At 44.0% G+C, this 16024-nt stretch carries 17 protein-coding genes, 4 tRNA genes and 1 other RNA gene; 10 read left to right on the top strand and 12 right to left on the bottom strand.

What is annotated here, in order from left to right; genetic code table 11:
* Window positions 1-35 precede the first annotated feature (35 nt).
* The 6 genes from F899_RS11690 to F899_RS11665 form a co-directional block, all read right to left on the bottom strand.
* Window positions 36-110: transfer RNA gene (locus F899_RS11690), tRNA-Gln, on the bottom strand.
* Between the two features lie 91 nt (window positions 111-201).
* Window positions 202-276, bottom strand: a tRNA-Gln gene (locus tag F899_RS11685).
* Window positions 277-302: 26 nt separating this feature from the next.
* Window positions 303-377: transfer RNA gene (locus F899_RS11680), tRNA-Gln, on the bottom strand.
* Complete coding sequence (gene ispE / locus F899_RS11675) at window positions 376-1206, bottom strand: 4-(cytidine 5'-diphospho)-2-C-methyl-D-erythritol kinase (RefSeq protein ID WP_005222915.1); 831 nt, start codon at window positions 1204-1206, stop codon at window positions 376-378. Before ispE ends, F899_RS11680 begins: the two co-directional genes overlap by 2 nt.
* Window positions 1207-1228: 22 nt before the next feature.
* On the bottom strand, window positions 1229-1810 hold the full coding sequence (lolB, locus tag F899_RS11670; RefSeq protein ID WP_005222913.1) for a lipoprotein insertase outer membrane protein LolB: 582 nt from the start codon (window positions 1808-1810) through the stop codon (window positions 1229-1231).
* Window positions 1811-1817: 7 nt separating this feature from the next.
* On the bottom strand, window positions 1818-3530 hold the full coding sequence (locus tag F899_RS11665; RefSeq protein WP_005222911.1) for a tetratricopeptide repeat protein: 1713 nt from the start codon (window positions 3528-3530) through the stop codon (window positions 1818-1820).
* A 79-nt stretch (window positions 3531-3609) separates the two neighbouring features.
* Here F899_RS11665 and hemA point away from each other — a divergent pair, with 79 nt between their 5' ends.
* A complete protein-coding gene (gene hemA, locus F899_RS11660; RefSeq protein ID WP_005222909.1) occupies window positions 3610-4893 on the top strand; it encodes a glutamyl-tRNA reductase in 1284 nt (427 codons plus the stop codon).
* 68 nt (window positions 4894-4961) lie between these two features.
* Here hemA and F899_RS11655 read toward each other — a convergent pair whose 3' ends face one another.
* Together F899_RS11655 and F899_RS11650 are read right to left on the bottom strand one after the other, a co-directional pair.
* Window positions 4962-6896, bottom strand: a complete 1935-nt coding sequence (locus tag F899_RS11655) for a DNA primase (RefSeq protein WP_005222907.1) — start codon at window positions 6894-6896, stop codon at window positions 4962-4964.
* 190 nt (window positions 6897-7086) lie between these two features.
* Entirely contained in the window at window positions 7087-8076 is a 990-nt protein-coding gene (locus F899_RS11650; RefSeq protein ID WP_004814916.1) for an outer membrane protein assembly factor BamD, read from the bottom strand.
* 71 nt (window positions 8077-8147) lie between these two features.
* On the opposite strand from F899_RS11650, the gene rluD reads away from it, so the two are divergent.
* From rluD to F899_RS11635, 3 genes are read left to right on the top strand one after another with little or no spacing between them, the layout of a single operon-like run.
* Complete coding sequence (gene rluD / locus F899_RS11645; protein ID WP_005222903.1) at window positions 8148-9200, top strand: 23S rRNA pseudouridine(1911/1915/1917) synthase RluD; 1053 nt, start codon at window positions 8148-8150, stop codon at window positions 9198-9200.
* A 40-nt stretch (window positions 9201-9240) separates the two neighbouring features.
* The gene (pgeF, locus tag F899_RS11640; RefSeq protein WP_005222902.1) at window positions 9241-9981 is read left to right on the top strand and encodes a peptidoglycan editing factor PgeF; all 741 of its coding nucleotides are present in this window, start codon (window positions 9241-9243) and stop codon (window positions 9979-9981) included.
* Between the two features lie 40 nt (window positions 9982-10021).
* Window positions 10022-10582, top strand: coding sequence for a flavodoxin family protein (locus tag F899_RS11635; protein WP_004814919.1), 561 nt, complete (start codon window positions 10022-10024; stop codon window positions 10580-10582).
* A 59-nt stretch (window positions 10583-10641) separates the two neighbouring features.
* Here the strand turns inward: F899_RS11635 and smpB are convergent, their stop codons facing one another.
* The gene (gene smpB, locus F899_RS11630; protein ID WP_004891982.1) at window positions 10642-11121 is read right to left on the bottom strand and encodes an SsrA-binding protein SmpB; all 480 of its coding nucleotides are present in this window, start codon (window positions 11119-11121) and stop codon (window positions 10642-10644) included.
* A 139-nt stretch (window positions 11122-11260) separates the two neighbouring features.
* Here smpB and coaD point away from each other — a divergent pair, with 139 nt between their 5' ends.
* The 5 genes from coaD (at window position 11261) to F899_RS11610 (ending at window position 13589) form a co-directional block, all read left to right on the top strand.
* Window positions 11261-11752, top strand: coding sequence for a pantetheine-phosphate adenylyltransferase (coaD, locus tag F899_RS11625; RefSeq protein ID WP_004814921.1), 492 nt, complete (start codon window positions 11261-11263; stop codon window positions 11750-11752).
* 1 nt (window position 11753) lies between these two features.
* Window positions 11754-12017: a YfhL family 4Fe-4S dicluster ferredoxin gene (locus F899_RS11620; protein ID WP_034434081.1), complete on the top strand. Its 264-nt coding sequence runs from the start codon at window positions 11754-11756 to the stop codon at window positions 12015-12017.
* A gap of 26 nt (window positions 12018-12043) precedes the next feature.
* An RNA gene (gene rnpB / locus F899_RS15205) (RNase P RNA component class A) lies at window positions 12044-12421 on the top strand.
* 72 nt (window positions 12422-12493) lie between these two features.
* Window positions 12494-12570, top strand: a tRNA-Met gene (locus F899_RS11615).
* Between the two features lie 128 nt (window positions 12571-12698).
* Complete coding sequence (locus F899_RS11610; protein WP_005222899.1) at window positions 12699-13589, top strand: hypothetical protein; 891 nt, start codon at window positions 12699-12701, stop codon at window positions 13587-13589.
* Here the strand turns inward: F899_RS11610 and F899_RS11605 are convergent.
* Window positions 13584-14207, bottom strand: coding sequence for a CatB-related O-acetyltransferase (locus F899_RS11605; RefSeq protein WP_008305086.1), 624 nt, complete (start codon window positions 14205-14207; stop codon window positions 13584-13586). The genes F899_RS11610 and F899_RS11605 overlap by 6 nt on opposite strands.
* A gap of 103 nt (window positions 14208-14310) precedes the next feature.
* Window positions 14311-14706, bottom strand: a complete 396-nt coding sequence (locus F899_RS11600) for a RidA family protein (RefSeq protein ID WP_004891993.1) — start codon at window positions 14704-14706, stop codon at window positions 14311-14313.
* Between the two features lie 141 nt (window positions 14707-14847).
* On the opposite strand from F899_RS11600, the gene F899_RS11595 reads away from it, so the two are divergent.
* The gene (locus F899_RS11595) at window positions 14848-15429 is read left to right on the top strand and encodes a TetR/AcrR family transcriptional regulator (RefSeq protein ID WP_004891996.1); all 582 of its coding nucleotides are present in this window, start codon (window positions 14848-14850) and stop codon (window positions 15427-15429) included.
* Between the two features lie 78 nt (window positions 15430-15507).
* Here the strand turns inward: F899_RS11595 and greA are convergent, their stop codons facing one another.
* Window positions 15508-15984, bottom strand: a complete 477-nt coding sequence (greA, locus tag F899_RS11590; protein WP_005222895.1) for a transcription elongation factor GreA — start codon at window positions 15982-15984, stop codon at window positions 15508-15510.
* Between the last annotated feature and the right edge of the window lie 40 nt (window positions 15985-16024).

The following is a 16024-nucleotide window of genomic DNA, read 5'->3' as shown; positions in this document are numbered from 1 at the left end:
AAGCACCCTTGGCGGTTAGGAAATATGGGAATAGATGGCAGGGGTAGCTGGATTCGAACCAACGGATGGCGAGATCAAAACCCGCTGCCTTACCACTTGGCGATACCCCTAATGCGGCAGAACTTTAATATTTTTGCGGTATTGTGTCAAGGTAAATTAACACTCTTACTGCAAAACCATGTCCTGTCTTTTTTGAGAAAATGGCAGGGGCGGCTGGATTCGAACCAACGGATGGCGAGATCAAAACCCGCTGCCTTACCACTTGGCGACGCCCCTACTACAGTACATCTACAGGTGAAAAATGGCAGGGGTAGCTGGATTCGAACCAACGGATGGCGAGATCAAAACCCGCTGCCTTACCACTTGGCGATACCCCTAACAAACCTTAAAATGACGTAATGGTGATTCTTGTAAACTATTCACCAGGTAAGCTTTACATGGTGCATTTTCAAGAACATTGGTTACATTCATCTTTTCAGTTACTTCGATAAACACGCAGGCACCTGTACCTGTAAGCTTTGCAACACCGAACTGGTCGAGATACTGCATTGCTTCATCGACTTCAGGATATAAGCTTCTTGCCAGTGGCTCAAAGTTATTTCCGAAATCAGATGGCGTTATCTGATAGGCGCAAAATTTAGAGCTCTTCGTGTCTCTTGTCAATGTTTTTTGTGAAAAAAGCAGTTGAGTGCTGATAAAACAGTCAGGTTTGAGCACAATGAACTGTTTTTGATCTAAGTCAATGAATGTTAAGTGTTCACCGATGCCTTCTGCCCATGCATTTCGGCCATGAACAAAAATCGGCACGTCTGCACCAAGCTTGACACCCAGTTCAGCTAACTGCTCAATTGTTAGCCCACAATCCCAAAGCTGGTTTACTACAATTAAAGTGGTGGCAGCATTCGATGAACCACCACCCAGTCCTGCACCCATCGGAATATTTTTTTCCAGACGGATTTTTAGACCGGAATAAGCTTTTGCATAAGATTTAAGCACCTGAGTCGCACGATAGATCAGGTTTTGTTCCAGATCGACAGATGCCAGCCCTTCAATCTGAATCTGTTTATCTGCAGTTTGCTCAAACTCCAGCCAGTCGCACAAATCAATCAGCTGAAAAATACTTTGCAGCTCATGATAACCATCTGGTCGGCGACTTGTAATGTGGAGAAACAAATTCAGTTTAGAAGGCGAGGGAACACGAATCATGGTTAAGTTTCAATCAAATGCATTAACGATTTTGAATCACCATTGTAATACGGTTTTCACCGCCATTCCCAAGCGTCTGTTTTAAAATCAGGCGGTTTGGCAGACGTGCCTGTGCTGCATAACTGAGATCCACGGTCCAGCCATCTTCAATAATCTGGCTGATGCGTTGAGTGTCGTCTTTTTGCAATTGGGCGTTGCTGGTCGCAGGACGAGCCTGTACCCAATCGACCAGATGGGTAATCGGTGCCTGCCAGCCGGTTGCACGTTGCAGTAGCTCTTCTGGTGTAGCAGCTTGAATCAGACCTGTTTTTGCACTATTCAGTGAAACTTGACCAGGTTGGCCAGAGATCTGGGTTTTGCCTACGCCCAGAATACCCGTCAGTTCAATATCAAATTGTTCCTGCTGCTGTGCCCAGGTGAAGAAGGCACTGCCACTTTGTTGTGGGGTACGCACACCAATCTTGCCTTGGAGCTGGAATTCATTTTCAGCAGTTGGAATTGATGCAGTAGCAGGTTGTTTAGGTTGCGCAATCTGCTGACAACCGGTCAGAATCAAAGTGCCTGATGCAAGGAAGCAACAGGCCAGCTGGCTAAGCTTAGGCATAATAGAATTAACTCGTTTTTATCGGTGGTGATAACAATAACGAATGAAGCTGCTTTAATTCAGGATCATCCGGATAATTTTGTTGTAATTGTTTAAAGACTTGTTGGAATTGTTCAATATCACCGTTCATGTACAGTGAGCGAGCCAGTCGTACGCCAATTTTTGCGCTCGGATTCAGGTTGTAGGCTTTTTCCCAAGCTAGAGCAGCATTAGCAAAGTCATTCTGCTGATAGCAGATAAAGCCGAAGGTGTCTAAAATTGAGGCTTGTTCAGGAGCATATTCCAGGGCCTGCTCGACATAACGACGGGCTTCTTCCAGACGACGGTTCTGCATTGCCAGTGTATAGGCATAGGCATTCAAATAAGCTGGATTATTCGGTTCAATGTCCAGTAAGCGTTTCAGCAACTGATCGAGCAGAAGACAATCCTGATGTGGATCTAACAATAGTACTTGAGCATAGACCAGTTCTGGATCATCTGGCAGGTTGTTACTGGCTTCCTCCAGTAGACGCAGGGCAGCTTTCTTGTTGTCCATCTTCTTTAAGATGTCCGCCTGAGCCAGATACAGGAAACTGGCATGTTGTGGATAATTAACCCGTTCCTGGGTCAGGAAACGCAGGGCATCTGTCAGTTTTTCCTGCTTGCTGAAGATAGAGATCATGTTACGCCTGGAAACGGTATACAGGCTGCCATCCACCAGACGGTAATAGGCCTTGGCAGTTTCATAATGCTGCTTACGCTCGGCATTGATCGCCAAATAATAATAAGCTTCATTCTGATACTGATCTGAGTAGCGCAGTTCGACCAGATATTTTTCTGCTTTGTCGTACTCTTCAAGGTCAATACTGGTCAGGCCTGCAATAAATAAGGCCTCTTCATGCGTAGGCCATTTTTTTAGAATAGTTTCCAGTTTTTGCAGGGCTAATCTAGTTTCATTGAGCTTGATCAGGTATTTGACTTCAGCCAGGCGCACTTCGATATTGTTGCGGTTTTTGTTGCTGGCTTTTTCATACCATTTTAAGGTCTGTTCCTGGTCATCTAAGGCCTGTAACAGATTGGCCTTCAGCAGAATATAGCCCGTAGATCTGGGACGCTTCTTTAGAGCACGATTAATGGTCAGCAGTGCCTGTTCAAACTGACCATTCTGGGCTTCCAGTCCTGCGACCAGGACAAGAATAGAGGGGTTATTTTTGGCTTTGCTGGAACTGAGTGCCTGTATCAGATAATTTCGATCTTCAGTATCTGTTGGGACGATTCCTGCAAGAATTTCTTCCAGATCGGCACTGTCATCAATCTGTAGAATTTTATCTAAGGTTTCTGCTGCCAGTTCATATTCGTGGGCTTTTAAGGCGATATGCGCCAGATAGAACATTGCTGGGACATCTTGTGGTTCCTGAACTACCCAATGTGTCGAAATATCAAGGGCTGCACGCAGATCATCATGTTCCAAAGCAACATTCAAGGCACGCTGTTTTACTGTGGTGGAATTGCTCTTGATGGCCAGTACAGTATAGTTATGTAGTGCAGTTGGAATGTCATTGGAAGCTAAAGCAAACTCGGCGATCATACTCTGTTTTATTGCTTCATAATTTGGGTTGGCATGGTAAACTGTTCCTGCTGCCTGAAGCTGGGCAGTGGAAGCCATGCTACCCACAAGTAAGAATGTGGTAGAATATTGCTTAATTGTATGGCCGTGACCACGGCTGTTGATATATCGCAATTTTTTCTTGATCCAAGTAATGCTTTTTATGACACCGATGTTGCACAATAGCATAAATTTAGTGAAATGATGACCTGATATGTCTTTCTTTGCATTGGGTGTCAACCATCAAACTGCCTCTGTAGAACTTCGTGAACAAGTCGCTTTTAATCCTGAAAAATTAAGTGTCTTGCTTGCTGAACAAAGCCAGCACCCTGAGCTGAATGACATGGTGGTGGTGTCTACATGTAATCGAACTGAAATCTACGCGATGTCTGACAATGTCGACATGGTGCTGAACTGGCTCGCCCAAAAAAATGGGGTCGATGTCAAGCAGCTGCAAAACCATGTGTATCGCTATGAAAATGCTCAGGCAGTTACACATCTGATGCGTGTCGCCAGTGGTCTGGATTCACTGATGTTAGGTGAACCGCAGATTCTGGGACAAGTAAAAACCGCTTTATCCTTGGCTAAAGAAGCTCATACCGTTTCGCCAAACCTCAACCGTATATTTGAATATGCCTTCTATGCAGCCAAACGTGTGCGTTCGGAAACTGCAGTGGGGAGTCATGCCGTATCGATGGGGTATGCGGTGGCACAGCTGGCGATCCAGGTTTTTTCCAAGCCAGAAAAACTGACCGTCATGATTGTTGCCGCAGGTGAAATGAATAGCCTGGTGGCCAAGCATCTGGCGGAAATGGGTGTCGGTAAGGTCATTATCTGCAACCGTACCCGCGCACGTGCTGAAAGTCTGGCACAGGAAATCGCGCATCGTGTCGATGTTGAAATTATTGAATTTGATCAGCTGGCAGCGAACCTGCATCGTGCTGATGTCATTTCCAGTTGTACCGGTAGTCTGCATCAGGTGATCCATTTTGCTGATGTCAAAGCGGCATTAAAGAAACGCCGTTACCAGCAAATGCTACTGGTTGATCTGGCTGTACCGCGGGATATCGATGCCAAGGTTGAAAAGCTGGATGGAGTCTATCTCTATGGTGTCGATGACCTGCAAAGCGTGATTGAGGAAAACCTGGCACAGCGTCGTCAGGCGGCGGTTGAAGCGGAAGTAATGGTCAATCAGCTGGCAACTGAACTGGTTACCCAACAGAAAGTAAATCTGGCAGGTGACACTATTCATGCCTATCGTGACTATGGTGAACAGTTACGTGAAGAAGAACTGGCCCATGCCATGCAACGTATTGCCAAAGGTGATCTGGCTGTAGAGGTACTGGTAGATTTATCACATCGTCTGACTCAAAAGCTGCTACATCCCACTTCGATTGTGCTGCGTGAAGCGGCCAAGGTTGAAGACCCAAGCTGTTTTGAGATGGTACAGCATACCTTGCATGAGGTCATGCTAAAACGCCGTAAACCAAAGCACTAGATATTTTCGATCCAATAAAAAATGGAGATCTACATAGATCTCTATTACTCAACTTAAAAATAAGAAAATTATTCTTCAAGCAGTGTCATGGTACGCTTCCGGTCAATCTCAAAAATCTGTAACTTCAGATTCTTCATTTCTTCAATACTGCTAAATTTCTTCGACTTAATCTTGTTTTTTAAACACTGATATTGCAGCTTGGTCGAGAAATCAGCTGCCAGCTTGTCTGCCTGTTCAGGAGAAGAGGTATAGTCGCTGACATTGGCATGTTGCAGGATGTGCTGTAATTCATGGTGATGTGCGGCACAGGCACCGAGTACATAATAAGTCGACAACTCTGGATCATCCGGTAGATCATCAAAAATCACATTCAGAATATTCAGGATCTTGTAGAGCAGTTGATCCGGTGAAACCAGAGCACGTAGCGGCTCAAAATGAATATACAGATAGGGATGATTCAGCAAGATCGCAATTACATATTCTTCAGCATCAATCTTGGTACTAAAGCTTAAGCTGGCATCGTTATTAACCTTGGGTTGCCATTTGCGGTTAAAACCCAGTTTTTCCCGGAAAAACTGTTGCAACAGATAGCGATAAGAACCTTGCTTTGGTAATAGCTCGGTCAGCTGACGCAACTCTGCCATGACCTGGCTTTTACCCTCAGGTGTGGTCACATCATGGTTTTGGGCCAGATGAGCAAATACAAAATCGGATAACAGCGGAGCCTGATCTAATAGACGGCGAAAGTTTTCAATGCCTTCACGACGGATCAATGAATCTGGATCATGGTCATTTGGCAGTACAAAGAACTTCAACTCACGACCATCATTGAGTAACGGCAGGGCAATCTCAAGTGTACGTCGTGCCGCTTTCTGACCGGCAGCATCACCGTCAAAGGCAATCGTGATACGATGATTCTGCTTGAACAGGATATTCAGATGTTCGGTATTACTGGCAGTACCCAGTGTCGCCACAGCACCATGAATGCCATATTGTTGCAAGGCAATGACATCCATGTAGCCTTCGACCATCAGCCAGTCTTGGGCTTTCTGCTTACGGCCCTCATACAGACCATACAGCAACTGGTTCTTATGGAAAACTTCCGAATCCGGCGAGTTAATATATTTTGGTTTGATCTCATCATTTAGGGCACGGCCACCAAAGCCGACCACGCGACCTTTCGCATCCCGAATCGGGAAAATTACCCGGTCACGAAGCAGGTCGAAATCACGACCATTGTCGCTGGTACGAATCAAACCTAAGAGCTTGAGACCTTCAATATCCTGCGGGAAAGCTTTTTCCAGGTGCTGCCAGTCTTCCGGTGCATAGCCTAAGCGCCAATAGGCAATTGTTTCAGCACTGAGGCCACGTTGGCGGAAATACTGCTGTGCACTGGCACTATTCGGTAACTGGCGCTCATAGAATTGTGCGATATTTTCCAATAGGTCAAACAGGTTGCCTTCCTGAGGCGCGTCCTGCATTGGCATTTGCTCAAAAGCAGCAAACGGATCGCTATAGTAATCCTGTTCAGGATTCTGAAACTCTGCAAAAGGGTCAAAACTGGTGACCGATGCAGTATCACTGGCAGTTGAAGGTGCCTGATTCTGATTATTGGATGTATTGGTTGCTGCCTTTGGCGCAGACGGTTTTGTTGCAGCTTTAGGCTTCGCTGCTTCACGCTTATATTTAAGCTTGCTGGATTCCTGATTATCTTTAGGTAATTCAATGCCGGTCTGACTGGACAGGTCTTTCATCACTTCAATGAAATTACGGTTACCAATGTCCATTAAAAAACGGATGGCATTACCATTGGCCTGACAGCCAAAACAGTGGAAATACTGCTTGTCACGGTAAACGTGGAAAGAAGGCGATTTTTCCTGATGGAAAGGGCAACAGCCCGAATAGGTACGGCCAGTTTTTTTTAATTTCACGAACTGACCAATCACATCGACAATGTCGGTGCGATCGAGAATCTGATCAATCGTATGTTGAGGAATGGCCATAGTTTGCTGAGCTTCTCGTGCTGCGTTTATAAGGTGTAAATCATTGAAAAATTAAGAGTAGGAATTAAGCCGGCTCTATATAAATTCCTTTGTATACCTTTTGCACGATTTGTTCAAGCGTTGCTCAGAAATGGCAAAAGGGCAAGTATGATACCTTGCCCTTTGCAAAATTGCACCTGTAACAGTCGGCTTATTCAGCAGTCGGCTCAGGCTGTTCAGTTTCAGTGTTTTTAGGACGATCTAACAAACCAAATGACATGCGATTGGTCAGGCTGCGTTCCTGTTTTGGTTCCGGAATATTGTCAGAACCTGAGTAGGTACGCGCTTCCTTACCGAAGATCCCTAAGGTTGCACGGTTAAAGAAACTGCCTTCACTGCGTGCCGAACTTAAGTCCACTGTACCATCGGCATTCACCAGATTTGGATAGTTCAGTTTCAGCACTTCGATATATTGCTGTGAAGTCGCTTTATCACCGAGCTTGTCATAGCCATAGGCAATGGTCGCCAGAGCTTCCGGAGTTTGTGGCACTTGTGGGTAGTGTTCAATCACCCATTGCGCACGTTCAACAGCCGCAAGGTAGGCTTTACGCTTGATATTAAAACGCGCCGCATTCATTTCGTGCTCAGCCAGTTCCTGACCAATAAACTTCATACGTTGAGCAGCATCAACTGCATATTCGCTTGAAGGATAGCGACGAATGAAATCGACAAAATTCTGATAAGCCACTTTCAGATAGCTGACATCGCGGTGTGACTGTTTCAGTTTGGTATAGCGCAGCAGACCGTTATAGTTCTGCTCCATGTTGGCTACACCACGCACATAGTAGGCATAGTCCACATTTGGATGTTGTGGGTTCAGGCGGATGAAGCGTTCAGCCAATGCCACTGCACCTTCAAAATCCTTTTGCTGGAATTTGACATAGATCAGATCCAGTTGCGCCTGAGCTGCATACTGACTGGTAGGGAAATAGGTTTCCAGACCTTCAAGCTGACGTGCAGCATCACTATATTGCTGACGATCAAGCGCTTTTTGTGCTTTTTGAATATAAACCTGTTCGCTGGCTTCAGGGCCTTTATCCACGACGTCTTTTTTTGTTGGATTACTGCTACAGCCTACCATTGCCGATGCAACGCCTAACGTAATTGCAAGCATTGTCATTTTATAATGTGGTAGCGACATAAAAATTCCTCTGTTAATACGGGCAATGAGCTACAATTGCACTATTAAACCACTTTTGTCTGAATGAGCAAATGAGTCAAGCACAATCTTCCAATTCTAATTTCCCTGAAACTGATTTTAATTTACTTGAAGATTCTGAGGATGCAGATAACCATACTTCAGACACAACTGCAACACGTTTAGCGTTGCAATTTCAAGTGGATGAAACCTATCTGGGCCAGCGTATCGATCAGGTTGCCGCGATCGTATGGAGCGATTTTTCCCGCGAAAAGCTGAAACAGTGGATTAAAGACGGTAATTTATTGGTCAATGGCCAGCCTGTAAAGCCTAAATACAAATGTGATGGTTTTGAAACGCTTACATTAAATGTTGAGCTTGAAGCACAAACCCGCAGCCTTCCTGAAGATATTCCACTGGATATCGTCTATGAAGATGATGACATTATTGTGGTCAACAAACCAGTTGGCATGGTCGTACATCCGGGTGCAGGCAATAGTTCTGGTACTTTGGTAAATGCGTTATTGCATCATTATCCAAAATCAGCAGAACTGGCGCGTGCCGGTCTGGTGCACCGTATCGATAAAGATACCTCGGGTTTACTGGTCGTTGCGAAAAACCTTGAAGCGCAATTCTCTTTAAGCCGTCAGCTTGAGAAAAAATCGGTGTACCGTGTTTATGATCTAGTTGTATATGGCAACATCATTGCCGGCGGTACCATTGATGAGCCAATCAAACGTCATCCGGTAGATCGTGTCAAAATGACCGTACTTCCAGGTGGCAAAGATGCAGTCACGCATTACAATGTGAAAGAACGCTTCCAGCACTTTACCCGTGTTCAAGCGCGTCTGGAAACTGGTCGTACTCACCAGATCCGTGTGCACTTTAGCTATATCGGTTATGGTCTGGTAGGTGATCAGGTGTATATGCCGCGTGTCCGTATGCCAGCTGGTGCTTCAAAGTTGCTTGAAGATACCTTGCGTGGCTTTAAACGTCAGGCACTGCATGCTGCGACTTTAGGTCTGAAACATCCACGGACCAAAGAAGAAATGACCTTTAATGCGCCGTGGCCAGAAGATTTCACCAATCTGGTTGAAGTGCTGCGCAGCGAAAACAAGGCTTATTAATTTCTTCATTTCCAGCATTGGTCATTAAAAGGGAAGAGACATGCAATTTGTACAAGGTTTGCCTCAAGGCGTTTATGTGGGTCAGACCCGTGTTCATCATGAACAGGTACAGCCATCGGAGCAGCCAGAACTGGCGGGCTTTAACCTGGCATTGCATGTCAATGACAATCCGGCGCGTGTGCAAAAACACCGCATCCAGTTGCTAAAAGACTTCCAGCCTTTTGGCGTGGATAAAATCACCTGGATGACCCAAACCCATAGCACGATTTGTCATACCATCAATAAGCAGATGCCATTTGAGGCGCTGATCGGTGATGGTCTGGTGACGCAGCGCAAAGCGCACGCCTTGATGATGATGACCGCAGACTGTTTACCTGTGGTACTGGGAAATGCAGATGGCACAGAAGTTGCCAATTTACATGCAGGCTGGCGCGGGCTGGCAGGTGGGATTGTGGAAAATACCATTGCTGCCATGCAGAATCACCCAACCTGGGCATGGCTCGGTGCGGCGATTAGTCAGCCGTGTTTTGAAATTGGCGCAGAAGTAAAAGCAGCTTTCTGTTCCAAATATCCTGAACTGGACAGTGCATTTCAGGCAGGAGAGCAGACAGACAAGCACTATGCCGATCTGTATGCAATTGCCCGTTATATCCTGAATCAACATGGTATCAAAACCGTGCTGGGGGGTGATCAGTGCTCTTACCGTCAGGCAGATGAATACTTCTCTTATCGCCGTGAAGCCAAGACCGGACGTATGGCAACATTCGTGTTTATGGCTTGAAAATGTTAAACTTGACTGAAATTCTTGGTTTTTAAGTATTATGTCCCTATCTTCCCAATCTGTTGCGATTGTTTATCACAGTCCTTATGGACACACGGCTAAAGTGGCAAATTTCATTGCCGATGGTGCACGGGAAACCGGTGTTCAGGTGCATATGATGAATGTCGAACATATAGACTGGGAGGTGCTGGACGCCGCAGATGCCATTATTTTTGGCTGTCCAACTTATATGGGGAGTCTGACTTCGGCGATGAAGCTGTTTATGGAACAGTCTTCGAAACGCTGGCTGGCACGTGCATGGCAGGGCAAGCTGGCAGCAGCTTTTACCAATGGCGGCGGTCTCAGTGGCGACAAGCTGGCTGTCTTGCAGCAGATTAATCTGTTTGCCATGCAGCACGGCATGTTATGGGCAGGTTTGCCATTAATGCCAACTGGACGTAGCGTAACTGACCTGAATCGTATGTCCAGCTTTTTAGGTTTGATGACTCAATCGGATAATGCACCTGTTGAAGTAACCCCACCTGAAGGGGATTTAAAAACTGCGCTCTGGTTCGGTGAATATATTGCCTTGACGCTGGCCCGTATGAATCTGAAGGCTTAGTTGGATTCATAAAAAAACCTCCATTTTATGGAGGTTTTTTTATAGGTATTATGTAACCATTATCGATGGAAAATTCGCGCTTTGTCACGTTGCCAGTCACGGTCTTTCTCAGTTGCACGCTTATCATGCAGCTGTTTACCTTTTACCAAGGCAATTTCCAGTTTGGCATTTGGACCTTTCCAGTAACAAGCCAGTGGTACGCATGAATAACCCTTCTGGTTAATTGCACCCAGAAGTTTTTCAATTTCACGGCGATTCAGCAACAGTTTACGGGTACGCGTCGCTTCAGGTACTACATGGGTAGACGCACTCAATAGTGGCTGAATCTGGGCACCAAACAGGAAAGCTTCACCGTTTTTAAAGGTGATATAGCTCTCCACGATGGTCATACGACCAGCACGCAAGGATTTTACTTCCCAGCCTTGTAAGGAAAGTCCAGCTTCAAATTTTTCTTCAATAAAATAATCGTGACGGGCACGTTTGTTTAGCGCAATCGTTCCGCCGTTATTTTTTTTAACTACAATACTTGCTTTCGCCATAATCTGATACTTCCAAACTTGCTGCTATTGTACCGCAACTTTAATTGAGTTGAAGTTTTTAAATTGATGGAGTTTCTTCGCCAAAAAATCAAGATTTTGTTAAAATGGAAAACTTACACAATAAACAGAGTAAAAATGGATGACTAAAACTCGTGTAATTTATCCGGGGACCTTTGATCCGATCACTAATGGCCATATTGACCTGGTGACCCGTGCAGCAAAGATGTTTGATGAAGTGGTGGTTGCAATTGCGATTGGACATCACAAGAATCCGGTATTTAGTCTGGAAGAGCGAGTTGAGCTGGCCCAAGCGTCGTTGAGCCATTTGAACAATGTTGAATTTGTAGGATTTGACGGCCTGCTGGTGAATTTCTTCCGTGAGCAGAATGCTACAGCAGTCCTGCGTGGTCTGCGTGCAGTGTCAGATTTTGAGTATGAATTTCAGTTGGCCAATATGAACCGTCAGCTGGATTCACATTTTGAAGCGGTATTTTTAACCCCTTCAGAACAGTATTCCTTTATTTCATCCACTCTGGTGCGTGAAATTGCCCGCTTGCGAGGGGACGTAACCAAGTTTGTTCCGCCAAACGTGGTTGCTGCCTTCGAGCGTAAACTTCAACAAGGTTGGTAGCGTGTCTTTATATATCACCGATGAATGCATCAACTGTGATGTCTGTGAACCTGTATGCCCGAATGAGGCAATTTATATGGGGGAACTCATTTACGAGATCAATCCTGATCTGTGTACCGAGTGCGTCGGACATCATGATAAACCGCAGTGTCAGTTATTCTGTCCTGTAGACTGTATCCCGCTGGATCCGAACCATGCAGAGACGCAGGAACAGCTTCAAGCCAAGTATGAAAAACTGACTGCTCAAAAAACATCAAGCAATTAGTTGCCAGATTTGATACTATGCGGCTCGAAGTGAGCCAGACGATCGCTGCTGTGGAGATCTCCGTGATTGAAGCAGGGGAGGAAAGTCCGGGCTTCATAGGGCAAGGTGCCAGGTAACGCCTGGGCGGCGTGAGCCGACGGAAAGTGCAGCAGAGAGTAGACCGCCTTCATTATGGTTCTGAGCAATCGGAATCGGAGGTAAGGGTGAAAGGGTGCGGTAAGAGCGCACCGCATGACTGGCAACAGTTCATGGCATGGTAAACCCCACCGGAAGCAAGACCAAATAGGGATCCTTTAGGCATGGCCCATGCTGGATCCGGGTAGGTCGCTTGAGCGTATGAGTGATTGTACGCCTAGAGGAATGATCGTTCTCGACAGAACCCGGCTTATCGGCTCACTTCACCAAATTTTGATCAATCAGTGCATTATGGGGTTGACGTTTTTTTTAGAAAAACTCATAATGCGCGCACAGTTTAAGGCTATGTAGCTCAGTTGGTTAGAGCACCGCACTCATAATGCGGGGGTCACAAGTTCAAGTCTCGTCATAGCCACCATATTCTGAAAAACCCACTCCAATTGAGTGGGTTTTTTTATACCTATAAGAATTACAATGATAAAATGAGTGGAAATTAAGCAACTCGGTTAAAAATACTTAATAAAATTTTATGAAGTGAAGATTTAAATGATTTTAGAAAAGCGTAAAAAGTTAGCAGAAGATTGGGGCAGTAGTGGAATCTCTCATATTGAAGAATCTATTTGGAGTTCGACGATTCAACAAAAAGATTTGAATAAAATTAGAGAGTTTTTATCTAAGAATAATTTTAAATATGTCGATATTAGTATTGTTAGACCACTGAATAATAAGACTGAGCAAACTAAGTTTAGAACTCATTATGATGAACTTGGTCGGTGCTTTAGTACGAATTATGGTATTTGTATTCCAGCTAATAGTAATAATTTAAAACTAACTGTTGGATTGGAAAGTGAATTAAAAAATCAGGAATGTCAGGATAAAACGCTTTATATAATAAATAGTTTAAGAATTATATTTGGAATACCTATTGCTCGCGAATTAATGTTTACATCATTGGCTCAAATTGAAAGTTTTCTAGATACAGGTATAAATTCTGAATTGGGATATGCTTCAAAATTTGATGTTCAGAATCTAAATCTCTATGAAGAGATTGAATATTCAGAACTACGTGAATTGCCAATAGATGCACTAATTCTTTTAGATAAAGCATTTCAGCAAAAGTTTCCTAAAGAACGTTTTATATTAATGTGGGTAGCATTTGAAGCAATTATTAATTCTTTACCAAATTTGAAAATGAATGGAAATAAACGTCAAAAGTATTTTCAAGAAGAATTAGCATCTGAAATTCTGAACCAAGAAATTATAAGATTACGAGACTTTAGACATATTGTATTTAAAGAGGCTAAATTTAAAGATGAAGAAGTTGAGGAAATTAATTGGTCTTTATATATGGCAATACAGCTAGCAATTTTAAGTGATTGTCCGCAAAGACAGGCTTTTTTAAATGGATATGAGCAATATGTTCTTAATAAGTCATAAATTTTTAAAATATTGAACCAATTTATCAATATCATCCGTCTGCAACTGTTCATGCATTTTTAAAAACTGCTTTTGATCGATATCATAAATTTTAAGGGAAAGCAGTTTGTCTATATCTTCCTGTGGGAAACGATATTTAATAATTTTTGCAGGTACGCCACCAACCACTGCATAAGGTGGCACATCTTCAGTCACGACAGCCCCCGTTGCGACCACAGCACCTTCACCAAGCTTTACACCCGGCATAATCATGGCACGAGAGCCGATCCAGCAGCCATCACCAATGATCGTATCACCAGCAAGCTCAAAACCCCGTGTATCGAACGGAAACGCTGAAATCCAGTCGATACGGTGCAATTGGTTGCTACCCATCATAATCACACATTCTGCGCCAAAACAGACGAAATTACCGATATAAAGCTGATCAATCGGCTTCTCAGGCGTTGCAGGCTTATCATGTAAATAACGCACAACACAACGCTCAAAGCCCTGATCCCAATAGGCTGAATAGTAGGAATAATTCCCTTTAATATGAATATTCGGGTTCTTCACGGTTTTTGAGATGAACTCAAATTCACACCAATGATTCACAGGCGAATTAATTAACTTTTCAGACATAGAGGCAAGAACAATAAAATGGGTCATTATACCGAATTGCGCTGCAAGCTGAATTAACAATCTCAATCTAGTCCGTGAAGAAAATTTTAAAGTAAATGCTGATCTAAGTGCTTTGAGGGATACGTGCAATGACTTTAATTTCAAAATCAAAACCAGCCAGCCAAGTCACGCCCACAGCCGTCCAGTTTGGGTAAGGCTTTTGGGTAAAAATCTGGTTTTTAACTTTCATAATGCTTTCAAATTGCTGCTCAGGATCAGTATGAAAAGTGGTGACATCGACAATATCATCAAAAGTACAACCAGCCGCTGCCAATGTCGCAGCTAAATTTTCAAAAGCCCGTTCTACCTGTTTTTCAAAATCTGGTTCAGGAGAACCATCTTCACGGCTACCGACCTGACCTGAAACAAAGAGTAAATCTTGCGATTTGATCGCAGCAGAATAACCATGTTGTTCATACAGGGCATGGCGGTCTTGGGGAAATATTGCAGTTCTAGTCATGGCTATTCTCTTTAAAAAAATTACTATGAAAATCCTTTCTTAAAGCGTCTGGCAGTTTCACATACGCTTCGTATGTAAACATAATTGACATACGTAGCGTATGTCAATTAAAATTTTTATAATGCTGAAGTGAGAATAGAAATGTCTGTTCGTGAATTAAAAATGGCCGAGACCCGTAAAAAACTGATTCAAGTGGCACGCCGTGCATTTGGGGAATATGGCTATGCAGAGACTTCAATGGATAAACTCACGGCAGAAGCAGGGCTGACCCGTGGTGCGCTATATCATCATTTTGGTGATAAAAAGGGCTTATTTTCTGCGGTGGTCGATCAGATTGATTCAGAAATGGCTTCATCTGCCCAGCAACATCTGGAGCAGCCTGATGATCTTTGGGAAGGATTGATGCTTGAAGGACGCACTTATATTGAACATGCATTAAATGCTGAGTTTCAACGGATTGTGCTGCGCGATGGCCCGGCCGTACTCGGTGATCCAGCACATTGGCCAAGTCAAAATAAATGCCTACAGTCAACACGTGAATGTGTAGAACAGTTACTGGCTGAAGGTCGATTAAAACCAGTCGATGCGCTTGCTACTGCGGTCTTGCTAAATGGCGCAGCAATGAATGCAGCACTGTGGGTGGCATCCAGCGATGATCCTGCACAGGTTTTACCTCAGGCTTTACAGGCATTTGAAGCATTGGCTTCTGGCTTCTTAAAATAAAACCGATAGAAATTTTCAGGATTAATAAAAAACCCCTCAAGCGAGGGGTCTTACAGCCTAAAAATATCTAAATAGAAATTAGATATATTCAACTTTGGAAATTTCGTATTCCACTTCACCTTGTGGTGTCACGATTTTCACTTCATCGCCTTCGTTTTTACCTAAAAGGCCACGTGCGATCGGAGAGTTCACAGAGATCTTGTTGATCTTAAAGTCTGCTTCGTCATCACCCACAATTTTGTAAGTTTTTTGTTCTTCAGTGTCCAGATTTTCAATGGTCACTGTTACGCCAAATACAACACGGCCGTTTTGTTCTAGTGCTTTAACATCAATCACCTGGCAAGCACCAAGTTTACCTTCGATGTCCTGAATACGACCTTCACAGAAGCCCTGTTGTTCACGTGCAGCATGATACTCTGCATTTTCCTTTAGATCTCCATGTTCACGTGCTTCAGCAATTGCGGCTGTAATACGCGGGCGATCAACAGTTTTTAGCTGATGTAATTCTTTTTCCAAGGCAAGTTTGCCTTCAGGAGTCATAGGATAACGTTGCATAGTTGTCCCTCAAAATTAGGTATGTAAGTAAAATACAAAG

This window comes from Acinetobacter sp. CIP 101934, assembly GCF_000369585.1.
In the GTDB taxonomy this organism is placed as follows: Bacteria; Pseudomonadota; Gammaproteobacteria; order Pseudomonadales; family Moraxellaceae; genus Acinetobacter; species Acinetobacter schindleri.
This window is presented reverse-complemented; position numbering and strand designations above follow the sequence as displayed.

What these genes read in the sequence shown, in the direction of transcription:
- F899_RS11595 (WP_004891996.1), top strand. Translation starts at nt 14,848, where the DNA reads ATGTCTGTTCGTGAATTAAAAATGGCCGAGACCCGTAAAAAACTGATT.
- F899_RS11650 (WP_004814916.1), bottom strand. Translation starts at nt 8,076, where the DNA reads ATGTCGCTACCACATTATAAAATGACAATGCTTGCAATTACGTTAGGC.
- ispE (WP_005222915.1), bottom strand. Translation starts at nt 1,206, where the DNA reads ATGATTCGTGTTCCCTCGCCTTCTAAACTGAATTTGTTTCTCCACATT.
- greA (WP_005222895.1), bottom strand. Translation starts at nt 15,984, where the DNA reads ATGCAACGTTATCCTATGACTCCTGAAGGCAAACTTGCCTTGGAAAAA.
- coaD (WP_004814921.1), top strand. Translation starts at nt 11,261, where the DNA reads ATGACTAAAACTCGTGTAATTTATCCGGGGACCTTTGATCCGATCACT.
- rluD (WP_005222903.1), top strand. Translation starts at nt 8,148, where the DNA reads ATGAGTCAAGCACAATCTTCCAATTCTAATTTCCCTGAAACTGATTTT.
- pgeF (WP_005222902.1), top strand. Translation starts at nt 9,241, where the DNA reads ATGCAATTTGTACAAGGTTTGCCTCAAGGCGTTTATGTGGGTCAGACC.
- hemA (WP_005222909.1), top strand. Translation starts at nt 3,610, where the DNA reads ATGTCTTTCTTTGCATTGGGTGTCAACCATCAAACTGCCTCTGTAGAA.
- F899_RS11600 (WP_004891993.1), bottom strand. Translation starts at nt 14,706, where the DNA reads ATGACTAGAACTGCAATATTTCCCCAAGACCGCCATGCCCTGTATGAA.
- F899_RS11610 (WP_005222899.1), top strand. Translation starts at nt 12,699, where the DNA reads ATGATTTTAGAAAAGCGTAAAAAGTTAGCAGAAGATTGGGGCAGTAGT.
- F899_RS11635 (WP_004814919.1), top strand. Translation starts at nt 10,022, where the DNA reads ATGTCCCTATCTTCCCAATCTGTTGCGATTGTTTATCACAGTCCTTAT.
- F899_RS11605 (WP_008305086.1), bottom strand. Translation starts at nt 14,207, where the DNA reads ATGTCTGAAAAGTTAATTAATTCGCCTGTGAATCATTGGTGTGAATTT.
- lolB (WP_005222913.1), bottom strand. Translation starts at nt 1,810, where the DNA reads ATGCCTAAGCTTAGCCAGCTGGCCTGTTGCTTCCTTGCATCAGGCACT.
- F899_RS11655 (WP_005222907.1), bottom strand. Translation starts at nt 6,896, where the DNA reads ATGGCCATTCCTCAACATACGATTGATCAGATTCTCGATCGCACCGAC.
- smpB (WP_004891982.1), bottom strand. Translation starts at nt 11,121, where the DNA reads ATGGCGAAAGCAAGTATTGTAGTTAAAAAAAATAACGGCGGAACGATT.